Origin of the sequence: Sphingobium sp. LMC3-1-1.1 (assembly GCF_040676285.1) — a bacterium.
Lineage (GTDB): Bacteria > Pseudomonadota > Alphaproteobacteria > Sphingomonadales > Sphingomonadaceae > Sphingobium.
Genome location: NZ_JBEGHQ010000001.1, coordinates 270,398 through 284,031 on the forward strand (window position 1 = coordinate 270,398; position 13,634 = coordinate 284,031).

Annotated in this window: 12 protein-coding genes; 6 read left to right on the plus strand and 6 right to left on the minus strand. The window is 65.0% G+C overall.

Annotation, left to right across the window (positions count from 1 at the left end):
* Positions 1-590: 590 nt before the first annotated feature.
* Together MRBLMC3_RS01445 and MRBLMC3_RS01450 are read right to left on the minus strand one after the other, a co-directional pair.
* Entirely contained in the window at positions 591-935 is a 345-nt protein-coding gene (locus MRBLMC3_RS01445; RefSeq protein WP_133651779.1) for a GntR family transcriptional regulator, read from the minus strand.
* Positions 936-1,008: 73 nt separating this feature from the next.
* Positions 1,009-1,587 carry a nitroreductase family protein gene (locus tag MRBLMC3_RS01450; protein WP_363735402.1) on the minus strand — a complete coding sequence of 193 codons (579 nt, stop codon included), beginning with the start codon at positions 1,585-1,587 and terminating at the stop codon, positions 1,009-1,011.
* A gap of 242 nt (positions 1,588-1,829) precedes the next feature.
* On the opposite strand from MRBLMC3_RS01450, the gene MRBLMC3_RS01455 reads away from it, so the two are divergent.
* On the plus strand, positions 1,830-3,350 hold the full coding sequence (locus tag MRBLMC3_RS01455; protein ID WP_363825330.1) for a peptide MFS transporter: 1,521 nt from the start codon (positions 1,830-1,832) through the stop codon (positions 3,348-3,350).
* A gap of 7 nt (positions 3,351-3,357) precedes the next feature.
* Here the strand turns inward: MRBLMC3_RS01455 and MRBLMC3_RS01460 are convergent, their stop codons facing one another.
* Positions 3,358-3,828: an SH3 domain-containing protein gene (locus MRBLMC3_RS01460; protein WP_363753944.1), complete on the minus strand. Its 471-nt coding sequence runs from the start codon at positions 3,826-3,828 to the stop codon at positions 3,358-3,360.
* A gap of 118 nt (positions 3,829-3,946) precedes the next feature.
* Between MRBLMC3_RS01460 and MRBLMC3_RS01465 the strand changes: the two genes are divergently transcribed.
* On the plus strand, positions 3,947-4,945 hold the full coding sequence (locus tag MRBLMC3_RS01465) for a 2-hydroxyacid dehydrogenase (protein ID WP_363735174.1): 999 nt from the start codon (positions 3,947-3,949) through the stop codon (positions 4,943-4,945).
* Between the two features lie 123 nt (positions 4,946-5,068).
* Here MRBLMC3_RS01465 and trpE read toward each other — a convergent pair whose 3' ends face one another.
* Together trpE and MRBLMC3_RS01475 are read right to left on the minus strand one after the other, a co-directional pair.
* Entirely contained in the window at positions 5,069-6,571 is a 1,503-nt protein-coding gene (gene trpE, locus MRBLMC3_RS01470; RefSeq protein ID WP_363735400.1) for an anthranilate synthase component I, read from the minus strand.
* 25 nt (positions 6,572-6,596) lie between these two features.
* Entirely contained in the window at positions 6,597-8,546 is a 1,950-nt protein-coding gene (locus MRBLMC3_RS01475; protein ID WP_363825333.1) for a peptidylprolyl isomerase, read from the minus strand.
* A gap of 194 nt (positions 8,547-8,740) precedes the next feature.
* Here MRBLMC3_RS01475 and tpiA point away from each other — a divergent pair, with 194 nt between their 5' ends.
* The 3 genes from tpiA to MRBLMC3_RS01490 all read left to right on the plus strand — a co-directional run bounded on the left by tpiA (position 8,741) and on the right by MRBLMC3_RS01490 (position 11,724).
* Positions 8,741-9,481 carry a triose-phosphate isomerase gene (gene tpiA, locus MRBLMC3_RS01480; RefSeq protein WP_363825336.1) on the plus strand — a complete coding sequence of 247 codons (741 nt, stop codon included), beginning with the start codon at positions 8,741-8,743 and terminating at the stop codon, positions 9,479-9,481.
* 127 nt (positions 9,482-9,608) lie between these two features.
* Entirely contained in the window at positions 9,609-9,998 is a 390-nt protein-coding gene (gene secG, locus MRBLMC3_RS01485; protein WP_363735171.1) for a preprotein translocase subunit SecG, read from the plus strand.
* A 91-nt stretch (positions 9,999-10,089) separates the two neighbouring features.
* Positions 10,090-11,724: a CTP synthase gene (locus MRBLMC3_RS01490; protein WP_363735170.1), complete on the plus strand. Its 1,635-nt coding sequence runs from the start codon at positions 10,090-10,092 to the stop codon at positions 11,722-11,724.
* A gap of 34 nt (positions 11,725-11,758) precedes the next feature.
* Here MRBLMC3_RS01490 and MRBLMC3_RS01495 read toward each other — a convergent pair whose 3' ends face one another.
* Entirely contained in the window at positions 11,759-12,898 is a 1,140-nt protein-coding gene (locus MRBLMC3_RS01495) for a PQQ-dependent sugar dehydrogenase (RefSeq protein WP_363825339.1), read from the minus strand.
* Positions 12,899-13,097: 199 nt separating this feature from the next.
* On the opposite strand from MRBLMC3_RS01495, the gene rimP reads away from it, so the two are divergent.
* Positions 13,098-13,622, plus strand: coding sequence for a ribosome maturation protein RimP (rimP, locus tag MRBLMC3_RS01500; protein ID WP_133651788.1), 525 nt, complete (start codon positions 13,098-13,100; stop codon positions 13,620-13,622).
* Positions 13,623-13,634 lie beyond the last annotated feature (12 nt).

Here is a 13,634-nt window from a genome sequence, read left to right on the forward strand (position 1 = left end):
CCCCGCTGTGCGGACCGACTGATCTGGGTGGATTGCGGACTGTCGGCTTTTGGTCGGTATTCGTTGAAAGCGGACCTCATAGGCAGGGCCCGTTAGAACCCCATCTGTCGCTATGAACTGATATCGGCAAACGTTGCCGGGCCTGCGTCCAGATCAAACTCATTTCCTGTTGGATAAGCTCTAATTCTGCCCTGTTTCGCGCTTCTTCGTCCTTTGGTGCATCCGCATGTAAAAGTGTAATTGCAGCTTCACGCTTTGCCCCGCACCTCACTATCGCGGCTGCCATAGCTTCAACCGGCGATCCAGGTGGAGCCTCATCCTGTCGGCTACCTATTAAGCACTTTTTATATTCGGTCAGAGAGTTAGTTGGCGGCAGCGGCGACGCAGACGCTGCTAATAACAAAATGAATATCGTCATCCCACACCGTCGCCATTCTGTAGACCCAAAGGTGTCCACAGTTTTGAGGTAACGACGGATGTCGGGAAAGCAAAAACTGTCTGCGGACGGCGATTTCTGGTCGTTTGCCGACATCCCGAATTCATCCACCCGGCCCGGCCTTCCGCCCCTGCCCGGCACAGAATGCCGATCCCTAGACCCGCTCGACCCCCAGATCGGCCGCGCTGATCCCCAGTCGCCTGATCTGCTCCGCCACGGGCGGCCAGACGGTTTCCAGGAAGCGCATGCGCTCGGCCTCCCGCAGTCGCCGGGTAGCGCCGTCGGCAACGAACATGCCCACGCCGCGCTTCACCACGATCAGTCCATCGTCCTGAAAGCATTGATAGGCCTTCGCCACCGTCAGCGGATTGGCGCCCTGCTGCGCGGCAAGCGCGCGCACCGACGGCAGCATGTCTCCGTCGCGAAATTCCCCGTCCAGTATCGAAGCGGCGATGATCTCCCGAAGGCGGAGATAGACGGGTTTTGTATCGTCGGCCATGGGTGCATCAGTGCCATAATACAGCGGTGCGCGTCAAGCGATGGCCTTACCTAATACCCCGTCAATCCTGTAACTATCTGTCCCAGACCGAAACTATATTGTCATATTCTGGCCGGGGCCGCTCGTCCTGCGGCCGGCCCGGCGTGCCGATGAAGATGAAGCCGGCAATCCTTTCCTGCCCCTTGGCGAAAGCCGCGCGCACATCCTCATTATAGCTGGCCCAGCCGGTCAGCCAGCCGCCCGCAAATCCCAGGGCATGGGTCGCGTGAAGCAGGTTCATGATCGCGGCGCCCGCCGAAAGCTCCTGTTCCCACAGCGGGATCTTGCTGCCCTCCACCGGCGCGGAAAGCGCGACGACCAGTGTCGGCGCCTGGTGCGCGAACTGGTGCATGGCCTCTATCTCCAGCCGCCCGGCATCGGGCTTCTCGGCGCGATAGGCCCGTTCGAGCAGCGCTGCCAGAGCGTCACGCCTTTCCAGCGGCACGATGACGAAGCGCCATGGCGCCAGCTTGCCGTGATCGGGCGTGCGCTGCGCGACTTCCAATATCGTGCGAAGCTGGTCTTCGTCCGGTCCCGGCGCGATCAGGTCGCGCGGCTTGCCGGACCGACGGGTCTGCAGGAGCGAGAGGGGGGAGCTGCGATCATTGAACATGCTGGCCCAAATGGAGCGGCGGAGACGATGACGCAAGGGCATGGCCGCTCTTTGACAGATGAATAATTCGGGCTCTAGAAGAGCAGGTGCCGGTCCGGCCTTGTCGGCTCGGCTGCTCCAGATGTTTGTTTTGCAGTGTTTTCCCGGCGGCAGATGATTCCATCCGCCCGGAAAATGCTGCAGGCTGGGGCCGACCAGGGATGCCCTTCGCGCGTCCGCAACAGGATAGGATAAGGGGCCGGATGGCGACCTCAGTTTCAAATGCCGACGCACCGGGTAAGGGCAAGACCTGGCTCGGCCATCCCCGCGGGCTGTTCCTGCTGTTCTTCGTGGAAATGTGGGAACGTTTCTCCTTCTACGGCATGCGCGCGCTGCTGATCTTCTACCTGACGCAGCATTTCCTCTTTTCCGACCGCGACGCCAGCCATGCCTATGGCGCCTATATGTCGCTGATCTACATATCCCCGCTGATGGGCGGCTATCTGGCCGACCGCTATCTGGGCCAGCGCAAGGCGGTTCTGTTCGGCGGCGTCGTGATCGCCATCGGCCACCTCATCCTGGGCATGGAAAGCGACGATGCGGGCGCCATGGGCCTTGGCCTGTTCTGGCTCGGCCTGGCGACGGTGATCACCGGCACGGGTTTCCTGAAGTCCAGCGCGTCGGCGCTGGTGGGACAGCTTTATCCGCGCGACGACATGCGGCGCGACCCGGCCTATACGATCTTCTACATGGGCATCAATGCCGGCGCGACCATCGGTCCCGTCATCTGCGGCTATCTGGGCCAGACATGGGGCTGGCACTGGGGCTTCGGCGCGGCATCGGTCGGCATGATCGCCGGCGTCATCGGCTTCATGCTGTGCAAGCCACTGTTGCAGGGAAGGGGGGAACCCCGCGATCCCGATCATCTGAAGGAACGGGTCGGCGGCATCGTCAGCCGCGAATGGCTGGTCTATCTCTCCAGCCTGGCGTCGATCGGGCTGTGCTGGGCCCTGATCCAGAACCATGTGATCGTCGGCTGGATGCTTGCCGTGGCGAGCGCCGCGGTCGTGCTGTACATCCTGTGGGAAGCCTTTGGCCGCATGGAGCGGATCGGTCGCGACCGGATGCTGGCGGCATTGTTCCTGCTGGTCATCAACCCGCTTTTCTGGGGTCTCTATGAACAGACCGGATCATCGCTCAGCCTGTTCACGGACCGCTATACGGATCGCAACATATGGGGCTTCAATGTTCCCGCATCGATGTTCCAGTCGGTCAACGCGGCCTATATCCTGATGTTCGGACCCGTGCTGGCGGGTTTGTGGATATGGCTGGCGAAGCGGGGATGGGAACCCTCCACCCCGGCCAAGTTCGGCATCGCGCTTACCCTTGTCGGTGCCGGTTTCCTCATCCTGGTGACGGGGGCCGGCGCGCCCGGCACGCTCACGCCGGTGCTGTTCATCTTCCTGCTCTACCTTTGCCACACGCTGGGCGAACTCTGCCTGTCGCCGGTCGGCCTGTCCGCCATGTCGAAACTGGCGCCCTCGCGCATGATCGGCCTGATGATGGGCATCTGGTTCCTGGCCATGGCTCTTGGCGAATATGCCGCCGGGCTGATCGCGGCCGCCACGGGCGGGGAGGGCGGTGCGGCCTCCCGCGGCGATGTGCTGGCGGTCTACGGGACGATCGGCTGGTGGTCGGTGGGCGCGGGGCTGGCCGTCATGGCGCTGGCGCCCCTGGCGAAGCGCCTGATGCATGCCGACCGCTTCGATCAAGAGGGCGAATAAGGCCGCGCTACTGCGTCGCGCCCCATATGTCGCTGGCGCGGACGAAGCCCTTCTGGCCGCCGACGTCGAATGCGCACCAGCCCTTGCCGCAGGAGGAAAGCCGCCCCACCACGCCCTTCTGCGCGCGGAACAGGGCGCGGGCGTCGTCACTGGGGGAATCGCGCATCGGCGCGATGTCGGCGGTGACGATGGCGGTCGGCGTATCGCTCAGCAAGCGGACATGCATCCACCCCTGCGTGCCGGTCGAATCCTCGACCTTGCGCCACAGGCCCAGCACCTGCACCACCTTCACCGGCAGGTCGCGGCGGCGATAGACCCAGTTTGACGGGTAATCGAGGCTGGGGCCGACCCGCATGCGTGCCTCCGCCTGCGTCAGCGAAGCCCAATAGGGCACCGGCTTCGCTGGCGTGGCCCATGCTCCGCCCGCCCAGCACAGCGCCGCGACCATGCCCGCGCCCAGATAGCCCTTCATGCCCATATCGTCCCCATCATCTGACCGCCCGACCATAGCCGTTCGCGGCCGCCAGCGACAACCGCTCTCTTGCGCATATGGATAAGCGCTTGACCATCGTCCTCACGGGGAATAGCGGCCAGACATGGCCAAGAAACCGCGCCCCGCCACGCCGCGCGTCATTGTCACGCGCCGCCTGCCTCCCAATGTCGAGGCGCGCATGGCCGAACTGTTCGACACCGTCTTCAACATCGGCGACGTGCCGATGGACCGGCCAGCGCTGACCCGCGCCATGGCGCAATGCGACGTGCTGGTCCCCGCGGTCACCGACCAGATCGACGCCGCGCTGATCGATGCGGCGCCTGAACGGCTGCAACTGATCGCCAGCTTCGGCAGCGGCGTCGACCATATCGACCTCAATGCCGCGCGGAAGAAGGGGATCATCGTCACCAACACGCCCGGCGTTCTGACCGAGGATACGGCGGACATGACGATGGCGCTGATCCTGTCGGTGCCGCGCCGCCTGGCGGAGGGGGAGAAGCTGGTGCGATCCGGCGCGTGGACCGGCTGGAGCCCCTCGGGCATGCTGGGGCATCGCATCGGCGGCAAGAAGCTGGGCATCATCGGCATGGGCCGCATCGGCCGCGCCGTCGCCCGCCGCGCGGCGGCCTTTGGCCTGTCCATCGCCTACCACAACCGCCATCGCCTGCCTTTCGAGGTCGAGCAGGAATTGCAGGCCCATTGGCACGAGGATGTCGATTCCCTGCTGGCGGCAAGCGACATCGTGTCGATACATTGTCCGCTCAATGCCGACAGCCGGGCGATGATCGATGCCCGGCGGATCGCGCTGATGCGGCCCGATGCCTATCTGATCAATACGTCGCGGGCAGAGATCACGGATGAATCCGCCCTGATCGGCGCGCTCGCGGAAGGACGGATCGCGGGGGCGGGGCTGGACGTCTACACCCATGAGCCGGCTGTTGATCCGCGCCTGCTGGACCTTTCGAACGTCGTGCTGCTGCCGCACATGGGGTCCGCCACCATCGAAGGGCGCGACGCCACCGGAGCACGGGTGATCGCCAATATCCGCAGCTGGGTCGATGGCCATCGACCGCCCAATCAGGTGCTGGAAGGCTGGGTCTGATCCGGTCGTTGCGATAGCGAATTACAGGCGGCAGCCGGTTCTGGTCCCCCAGCTCTGCCCGGTTCAGGGAACCGCGAATGTCAGCGACGGACTACTCGCTCCCCGCCGTCGCCCATCCAACTTTTATTGCCCAAATCCCGAAGCACGGGCCAGCGTCACGGCTTCCCGCGCGGCCGCGAGCAGTGCGCCGCTTTTCGCCTCGCATTCCCGCTGCTCATATTCCGGCGTCGAATCCGCGACGATGCCGGCGCCCGCCTGCACGTGCATCACCCCGTCCTTGAGGACCGCCGTGCGCAGGACGATGCAGCTGTCCATATTGCCGTCCGGCCCGAAATAGCCGACGCCGCCGGCATAGGCGCCCCGCGTTTCCGGCTCCAGTTCCGCGATGATCTCGCAGGCCCGCACCTTGGGCGCACCCGACACCGTGCCGGCCGGAAAGCCCGCGAACAGGGCATCCAGCGCGTCCTTGCCGGGTGCCAGCCGTCCTACCACGTTCGACACGATATGCATCACATGGCTGTAGAATTCGACGCTGTAGCTGTCCGTCACCGTCACGCTGCCCGCCGTCGCCACCCGGCCCACATCGTTGCGGCCCAGGTCCAGCAGCATCAGATGTTCCGCCCGTTCCTTGGGATCGGCCAGCAGGCTTTCGCGATTGGCCGCGTCCTCGACGGCATTGCGGCCGCGCGGACGGGTGCCGGCGATCGGCCTGATCGTCACCTCGCCGTCACGCGCCCGGACCAGGATCTCCGGGCTCGACCCGATCAGGGCGAAGCCGGGCAGGTCGAGATAATAGAGGAAGGGCGAGGGATTGATCCGTCGCAAGGCCCGGTAAAGCGCGATGGGCGGCAGGGTGAAGGGACTGGTGAAGCGCTGCGCCAGCACCACCTGGAAAATGTCGCCCGCGACGATATAGTCCTTCGCCTTCTCGACCATCGCGGCATAGCGCCCGGGTTCCAGCATTGGCGTCACCGCGACATCGGCGATTTCGGCCGGGGCGGTCTGTGCGGGCAGGGGAGCCGCCAGCCGCGCGGCGACGGCGTCGATCCGTTCCAGCGCCTGTTCGACGGCGCGGTCGGCATCGGCAAAACTGCCCTTCCAAACGGGCGCGACCAGGAACAGCGCGTCGGCCAGCCGGTCGAACACCAATATGACGGTCGGCCGCACGAACAGCATGTCCGGCAGCGCGATCGAATTTTCGGGAGGACGCGGCAACTTCTCCACCAGCCCGACCGTCTCATAGCCGAAATAGCCCACCAGACAGGCCAGGGCGGCGGGCAGGACGGGGTCAAGCTCCGCCCGGCATTCCGCGACCAGCGCCCGCAGCGCGTCGAGCGCATCGGCCTCTTCCGGCACGAAGGCATCCCGATCGGTCGCCCATTGCCGGTTGATCTCCGCCGCATGACCCTGCGCACGGAAAACGAGGTCGGGGGCCAGGCCGATCAGGCTGTGACGGCCCCGCACCGCCCCGCCTTCGACCGATTCCAGCAGGAAGTCGCCGCGATCGGCCTCGAACAATTTGAGCGCGGCGGAGATCGGCGTATCGGTGTCGGCAATCTGGCGCCGCCACACCAGCGCGGATTGTCCCGCCGCCAGTGCCCTGCGTGCGCTTTCTATGCCGTCCATTGCCGCCGGTCCCCCTGCGCCCATCTTACTGACCGCTGCCATTGGCGCTGACCAGGGCGCGCTGGACGGAGGCGACGGCATTGGCATTGCGCTTCACGCCCAGTTCCTTCTCGACCGCGCGCTCGAACTGCTGGTCATATTCCTGGCCCACCACTTCGCTGAGCTGGTCGCGAACCTGATTGACCAGCGCCTTGTCCGTGCCCGCATCGCCGCGCTTGATGCCGTTCAACTGCACGACGAAATAGCCGCGATCCTGCCCGGCCGGCAGCGTCTTCACGCTGTTGGTCGCCATGGTGAACAGCATGGCCACTTCCGCGGGGGGACGCTGGCCGTCGCGCATGATGTCGGCACGGCGCCCGCCCACCATCTGCGGCTTGGGCAGGGCGATGCCGGCGGAGGCGACCGCCTGGTCCAGCGTCATGCCCTTGGCGACCTTGGCGCGGATCTGCTCGGCCAGCACCTTGGCCTTTTCATTGCCCTGGGCGAGCTTGTACTGCATCGCCACCAGCGGCTTGACCTTGGCAAGCGGCGGCGGCGCAGGGGCCTGTATGTCGCCGGGCGCAACCAGCGCATAGCGCTTGTCCGCCGCGATCGGCACCAGTTGCGCGTCATCGTCCTGGCTCATGCCGAAGACAGGGGCAAGCAGCGGCTTGACGTCGGCCGGCACCTGATAGGCCGCATCCTCGACCTGCTTGCCGGAGGAAAGGAGGAACGGCGTCGTTTCCAGCTTCAGGCCATTGTCCTTCACCACTTCCTCGAAGCTGCCGCCATTGGCGATCTGATCCTCGATCTTGCCGGTGAAGTCGTTGAGCAGCCGCTTCTCATTCTGGGCGCGTAGCGTGGTGACGATCTCGTCCCGCGCGGCGGCCAGGGCACGGGCAGGGGTCGTCCTGACCGCCGTGACCCGCAGCAGCACCCAGCCCAGCGACCCGCGCAGCGGCCCGATCAGATCGCCCTGCTTCGCGGCAAAGCCCGCATCGGCGACGGAGGCGGACGCTGCGGCGGCCAGCTTCTCGCGGCTCTGGTCGGCCAGTTCGGCGACCGAAAGGCCGGCCGATTGCGCCGCTGCGGCGAGCGACTTGCCGCCCTTCACCTGTTCCGCGATCGCCTTTGCCGCCGCCTGCGTCGGCAGGATCAACTGCTCGAAGCTGCGGCTTTCCTTCGCGGCATAGACGGTCTTGTTCTGGTTGTAATAGCCCGCGATCTCCGCATCGCTGGGCTGTGCCGCCTGGGCGAAGCGTTCGGCGTCGATCACCGCATAGCGGATGCGGCGCTGTTCCGGGATCGTATAGCGCGCGGCATTCTTCTTGTAGAAATCGCCGAGTTGCGCGTCGGTCGGCTCCGCGATGTCCATGAACGCCGTCGCGGGGACAAGGGCGATGGTGCCCTGACGCGCCTCCAGCAGCAGCGAGGCATAGGGCAGCACCAGGGAATCGGTCAGCTTCACGCCCAGTCCCAGCGGCGCCAGCATCTGCCGCTCCAATATCTCGCGGCTGATGTCATCGCGCAGCGCCTGCTCGGTGATCCGCTCGCGCAGCAGCAATTGCCGGAAATTTTCCTGGCTGAAATTGCCCGCTGCGTCCTGGAAGGCGGGAATCTGCGCGATCTGGGCGTCGACGAGCCGCTTGGAGATATGCACCTTCTGGTCGCTCGCATATTCCTTCAGCGTCAGGGACGCGACAAGCTGGTCATAGACCTGCGCCGCGCCGCCCTGCGCCAGGAAATCGCCGATCTGCAACCCCGGATTGGACCGGCGCGCATTTTCGAACACGCGCTGCACACGGTCCTGGAATTCGGTCATGGTCAGGCGCGCGCCGCCTGCCTTGGCGGCGGTTTCGCCGCCTCCAAGGGACGATCCGAACTTGCCGCTCGTAATGTCCCCCATGATGAAGGCGGCCGCGATGATCCCCAGGAATATCAGCGCAGCAAAGGCGCCGAATTTGGAGTGGATGAAACGGCGAAAGACTGAAAGCATGGAGGAAAGTCCGTAAAAGCGGCTTTGATGGCGGCCCGCTTTAAGGGCGGATCGTCGCGCGGGCAAGGGGCGCTGGGGCTGCAAGGCTGGACAAATGGCCGCACGCCGTTCATCGGCTCGGCCAACCCGGCGGTTCGGATTGGAGAGCTGCGCCGCGGGGGACCGTGCAGCAATAACCATAAGGGGAAAGATCGATGAGCAGGCGGAAGCTGATTGTCGGTAACTGGAAGATGAACGGCCTGCGCGCCCAGCTGGGCGAGGTGGAGGCGATCGGCGCCCTGGCGCGCGACTATCCGGCGGTGGAGGTCGGGCTGTGCCTGCCCGCGACGCTGATCGCGGCGGCGGACGGCGTCAAGGGTGGGGCCTTCATCGGCGCGCAGGACTGCCACATGAAGGAAAGCGGCGCGCATACCGGCTGCCTGTCCGCGGCCATGCTGGCGGAGGCAGGGGCAAGCTGGACCATCGTCGGCCATAGCGAACGGCGACAGGACCAGGGCGAAACCGACGCCGACATCGCGGCAAAGGCGCTGGCGGCGCGGGCCGCGGGTCTGAAGGTCATCCTCTGCGTGGGCGAAAGCCTCGACGTGCGCGACGCCGGCAATGCGGAGGCGGTGGTTGCGGCGCAATTGCTGGCCTCCCTGCCGGATGGAGCGGCGGCGGACTGGCTGGCCATCGCCTATGAACCGATCTGGGCCATCGGCACGGGCCGAATCCCCACCATGGAAGCGGTCGCCGCGATGCACGCGGCCCTGCGCGCCACTCTTGCTGGCAGGATCGGCGCGCAGGCGGACGCGACGCGAATCCTCTATGGCGGATCGATGAACGGCGACAATGCGGCGGAGCTTCTGGCGCTGGCCGACGTCGATGGCGGCCTGATCGGCGGCGCGAGCCTTGCAGCGGCGAAATTCGCTCCGGTGATCGCGGCTGCTGCCTGACCGCCGACGGATGACAATCCCCTCCCGCCTGTGGGAGGGGGGCGGGAAAGACAGGGGCGGTTGCCCCCGCGCCCTATCATCGCTATGTGCGCGGCAACGCTCCCTTTACCGGACAGATATTCGTCTCATGTTCACCTTCCTTCTCGTCGTGCAGGCTCTTGTCGCTGCCCTGCTTGTCACCGTCATCCTGATGCAGAAGTCGGAAGGCGGCGGCCTGGGCGTCGGCGGCAGCCCGGCGGGGTTCATGTCGGCGCGCGGCGCGGCGGATTTCCTGACTCGCTCGACCACGGTTCTCGCCGGCATCTTCGTGACGCTGTCGATCGTGCTGGCGGTGATCGCCTCCATTCAGCACCGGCCGAGCGACATCGACACCTCGCTGGTGAAGCAGGCGCCCCAGGCTCCGACATCTTCTCCGGCGTCCGCGCCGGCCCCGGCGACCGGCAAGGATCCGCTGGCGGGCGCCGCCGGCGCGGCGAGCGGCAAGGCTTCCAACGGCGCTGTCCCGCTCGCCAACTAGGCGCGCGACACTCCCAATTTCGCTTTTTTCGCACGCGCGATGATTCGCGCGCTTGCCCAACTCGTTTGTAAAAGGCTAAGCCTCTCCCCCCATGGCGCGGTATATTTTCATCACCGGCGGCGTGGTCTCCTCGCTTGGCAAGGGCCTGATGGCCGCTTCGCTCGCAGCACTGCTGCAGGCGCGAGGTTTCCGTGTGCGCATTCGGAAATTCGATCCCTATCTCAACGTCGATCCGGGCACGATGAGCCCGTATCAGCATGGCGAGGTCTATGTGACCGACGACGGGGCGGAAACCGACCTCGACCTTGGTCATTATGAGCGCTTCACCGGCGTTTCGGCGCGGCAGTCGGACAATGTGACGCAGGGCCGGGTCTATCAGACCATCATCCAGCGGGAACGGCGCGGCGACTATCTGGGCGCGACGGTCCAGGTGATCCCGCACGTCACGGACGAGATCAAGGCCTTTGCCATGGCCGAATCCGATGATCTCGATTTCGTGCTGTGCGAGATTGGCGGCACCGTGGGCGACATCGAATCGCTGCCCTTCATGGAGGCGATCCGCCAGCTCCATAACGACCTTGGCCGCGGCCGGTCGATCTTCGTCCATGTGACGCTGGTCCCCTATATCGCGGCGGCGGGCGAACTGAAGACGAAGCCGACCCAGCACAGCGTGCGCGAACTGACGTCGCTGGGGATCCAGCCCGACATCTTGCTCTGCCGCTGCGAACATCCGCTGCCGGAAAGCGAGCGGCGCAAGATCGCCCTGTTCTGCAATGTCCGCCCCGAAGCGGTGATCCCGGCGCTTGACGCCAGCAGCATCTACGCGGTCCCGATGCAATATCATGCAGAGGGGCTGGACGACGAAGTGCTGCGCGCCTTCGGCATGGAGGGCGCGTCCGCGCCCAAGCTCGACCGCTGGCACGACATCATGGACCGGCAGCAGAATCTGGAGGGCGAAGTCACCATCGGCGTCGTCGGCAAATATGTCGGCCTGCCCGATGCCTACAAGTCGCTATATGAAGCGCTGACCCATGGCGGCCTCGCCAATCGGGTCAAGGTCAACATCAAATGGCTCGACGCCGAACTGTTCGAGGAAGAGGGCGCGGACATCGCCGCTCGCCTGGAGCCGATGCACGGCATCCTCGTCCCCGGCGGCTTCGGCGTGCGCGGGTCGGAGGGGAAGATCGCCTCGGTCAAATTCGCCCGCGAACGCAACGTGCCCTTTTTCGGCATCTGCCTGGGCATGCAGATGGCCTGCATCGAAGGCGCGCGGAACACGGCGGGAATCGCGAACGCCTCCACCACGGAGTTCGGCGAAACCAGCGAGCCGGTGGTCGGCCTCATCACCGAATGGATGAGCAAGGAAGGCCTGCAGAAGCGTACCGCCGAAACCGACTTGGGCGGCACCATGCGGCTTGGCGCCTATCCGGCCAGGCTCGCTGGCAACAGCGTGGTGGCGGGCATTTACGGCGCGACCGAAATCAGCGAGCGGCACCGCCATCGCTATGAGGTCAATGCCGGCTATCGCGAGCCGCTGGAAAAGGGCGGCCTGATCTTCTCGGGCATGTCGCCAGACGGCACGCTGCCGGAAATCGTCGAACGCCCCGATCATCACTGGTTTGTCGGTGTGCAGTTCCACCCCGAACTCAAGTCCAAGCCCTTCGACCCGCATCCGCTCTTTGCCAGCTTCATCGAAGCGGCGGTGAAGCAGAGCCGGCTGGTATAAAGGAGGAGCGGGGCCGGAATGGCCCCGTTTCACCCTAACCCTGGGCAGGCGTCAACTTCAACAACCGCCCCTCAGAACCCCGCCCGCCATCCTCCAGCAGCCAGAGCGCGCCATCCGGCCCTTGCTCCACCTCCCGGATTCGCGCGCCCATGTCCCATTGGTCCGCCTTGGACGCATTGTCCCCGTCCAGCTTCACCCGTATCAGCGCCTGGCTCGACAGCCCGCCGATGAACAGCGACCCCTTCCATTGCGGGAACAGGTCGCCCGAATAATAGGCCAGCCCCGCCGGCGAGATGACCGGGTTCCACCAGAGCTTGGGCGCCTCATAGCCATCGCCTGCCTTGTGGTCGGGAATGTCCCGCCCGTCATAATGGCTGCCATTGGAAACCCGCGGATAGCCATAGTTGAGGCCGGGCCTGATCAGGTTCACCTCATCGCCGCCCTTCGGCCCCATTTCCTGTTCCCACAGCCGCCCGTCCTTGTCGAAGGCGATCCCCAGCAGATTGCGATGGCCATAGGACCAGACCGCCGGATGAAAGCCTTTCGCCGCCAGCGGATTGCCCGCCGCCGGGGTGCCGTCCAGGTTCAGCCGCAGCACCTTGCCCAATGTCGACTTGGGATCCTGCGCGGGATCGAATTTCTGTCGCTCGCCATTGGTGAAGAACAGATATCTGCCATCGGGCGAGAAGGCGATCCGCCCGGAATAATGGCCGTTTCCATCCACATACTGGCTTGCGCGGAAGATCACCTTCACGCCGTCCAGCTTCGTCGTCCCATCGCTCGCCTGGTGGAAGGCGCCGGTGGCGAGCGCCACGCCCTTGCCGCCCTGACCCGCCTCGGAAAAGCTGAAATAGACCGACCGGTTCCGCGCGAAATCGGGCGCCAGCACCACGTCCATCAGCGCGCCCTGACCTTCGCTGTCGACCGGCGGAATGCCCGCGACGGGAATTTTCGTTCCGTTCTTCGGATCGAACAGGATCATCTCGCCCGCCTTTTCGGTGACCAGCATCCGTCCGTCGGGCATGAAGGTCATGGCCCAGGGCGCATCGAAATCCGCGATCACGGAGGTCTTGAACGGCTTCGTCGCGGAGGTGGTGCTGTTCTGCCCCACGGCATTGTCAGCCGAACAGGCGATCAGGGCCAGCGGCAGGGCAGTCAGGGCAAGATGGCGCATATCGTCTCCTCCGGGGCTGAATTTCGGCGCTGATGACGCTAACAGAAGGCTTATCAAATGCCTCGCGACAAATAATGTTGCAGCTTTGCGGCATCCCGCCTATATCGCCCCTGCTTCCTTACATCGTCAAACATGTCGGGGTCGCGGGCGGATCGCCTGCGGCGACGGGAAGCTGCAATTTTGTTCTTTTGGAGACCCCATGGCGGACATCGCCGAACTGACAGCCCTGATCGAACCGGAGGTGAAGGCCTTGGGCTTCGACCTCGTGCGCATCAAGCTGTTCGGCTCGGGTGACGAGTATACGCTGCAGATCATGGCCGAGCGGCCGGAGACGAAGCAGCTCGTCATTGAGGATTGCGCCGCCATCTCCCGCCGCCTGTCCGACGTGCTGGACGAAGCCGACCCGATCGAGGAGGCCTATCGCCTCGAAGTCAGCTCGCCCGGTATCGACCGTCCGCTGACCCGCCTCACCGATTTTCTCGAATGGGCCGGGCATGAGGCGAAGATTTCCGCCACCGAAGCCGTCGGGGGCCGCAAGAGCTTCCGTGGTGTTCTGAACGGGATAGAGGGGGAGGGCATTCTCTTCACCGACGTGAAGGCGGGCGATGTGGTGATCCCCTTCGCATTGGTGGGCGACGCCAAGCTGATACTGACCGACGCATTGATTTCTGCTAGCATGCCGCTCTCCTCCGATGGGGCGGACGAGTTCGAAACCGAAGAATAAGGGTTTACGACC

Excerpts from the sequence above, each read along its gene's own strand:
- MRBLMC3_RS01445 (WP_133651779.1), bottom strand. The coding sequence starts at position 935 with ATGGCCGACGATACAAAACCCGTCTATCTCCGCCTTCGGGAGATCATC.
- MRBLMC3_RS01450 (WP_363735402.1), bottom strand. The coding sequence starts at position 1,587 with ATGTTCAATGATCGCAGCTCCCCCCTCTCGCTCCTGCAGACCCGTCGG.
- MRBLMC3_RS01455 (WP_363825330.1), top strand. The coding sequence starts at position 1,830 with ATGGCGACCTCAGTTTCAAATGCCGACGCACCGGGTAAGGGCAAGACC.
- MRBLMC3_RS01460 (WP_363753944.1), bottom strand. The coding sequence starts at position 3,828 with ATGGGCATGAAGGGCTATCTGGGCGCGGGCATGGTCGCGGCGCTGTGC.
- MRBLMC3_RS01465 (WP_363735174.1), top strand. The coding sequence starts at position 3,947 with ATGGCCAAGAAACCGCGCCCCGCCACGCCGCGCGTCATTGTCACGCGC.
- trpE (WP_363735400.1), bottom strand. The coding sequence starts at position 6,571 with ATGGACGGCATAGAAAGCGCACGCAGGGCACTGGCGGCGGGACAATCC.
- MRBLMC3_RS01475 (WP_363825333.1), bottom strand. The coding sequence starts at position 8,546 with ATGCTTTCAGTCTTTCGCCGTTTCATCCACTCCAAATTCGGCGCCTTT.
- tpiA (WP_363825336.1), top strand. The coding sequence starts at position 8,741 with ATGAGCAGGCGGAAGCTGATTGTCGGTAACTGGAAGATGAACGGCCTG.
- secG (WP_363735171.1), top strand. The coding sequence starts at position 9,609 with ATGTTCACCTTCCTTCTCGTCGTGCAGGCTCTTGTCGCTGCCCTGCTT.
- MRBLMC3_RS01490 (WP_363735170.1), top strand. The coding sequence starts at position 10,090 with ATGGCGCGGTATATTTTCATCACCGGCGGCGTGGTCTCCTCGCTTGGC.
- MRBLMC3_RS01495 (WP_363825339.1), bottom strand. The coding sequence starts at position 12,898 with ATGCGCCATCTTGCCCTGACTGCCCTGCCGCTGGCCCTGATCGCCTGT.
- rimP (WP_133651788.1), top strand. The coding sequence starts at position 13,098 with ATGGCGGACATCGCCGAACTGACAGCCCTGATCGAACCGGAGGTGAAG.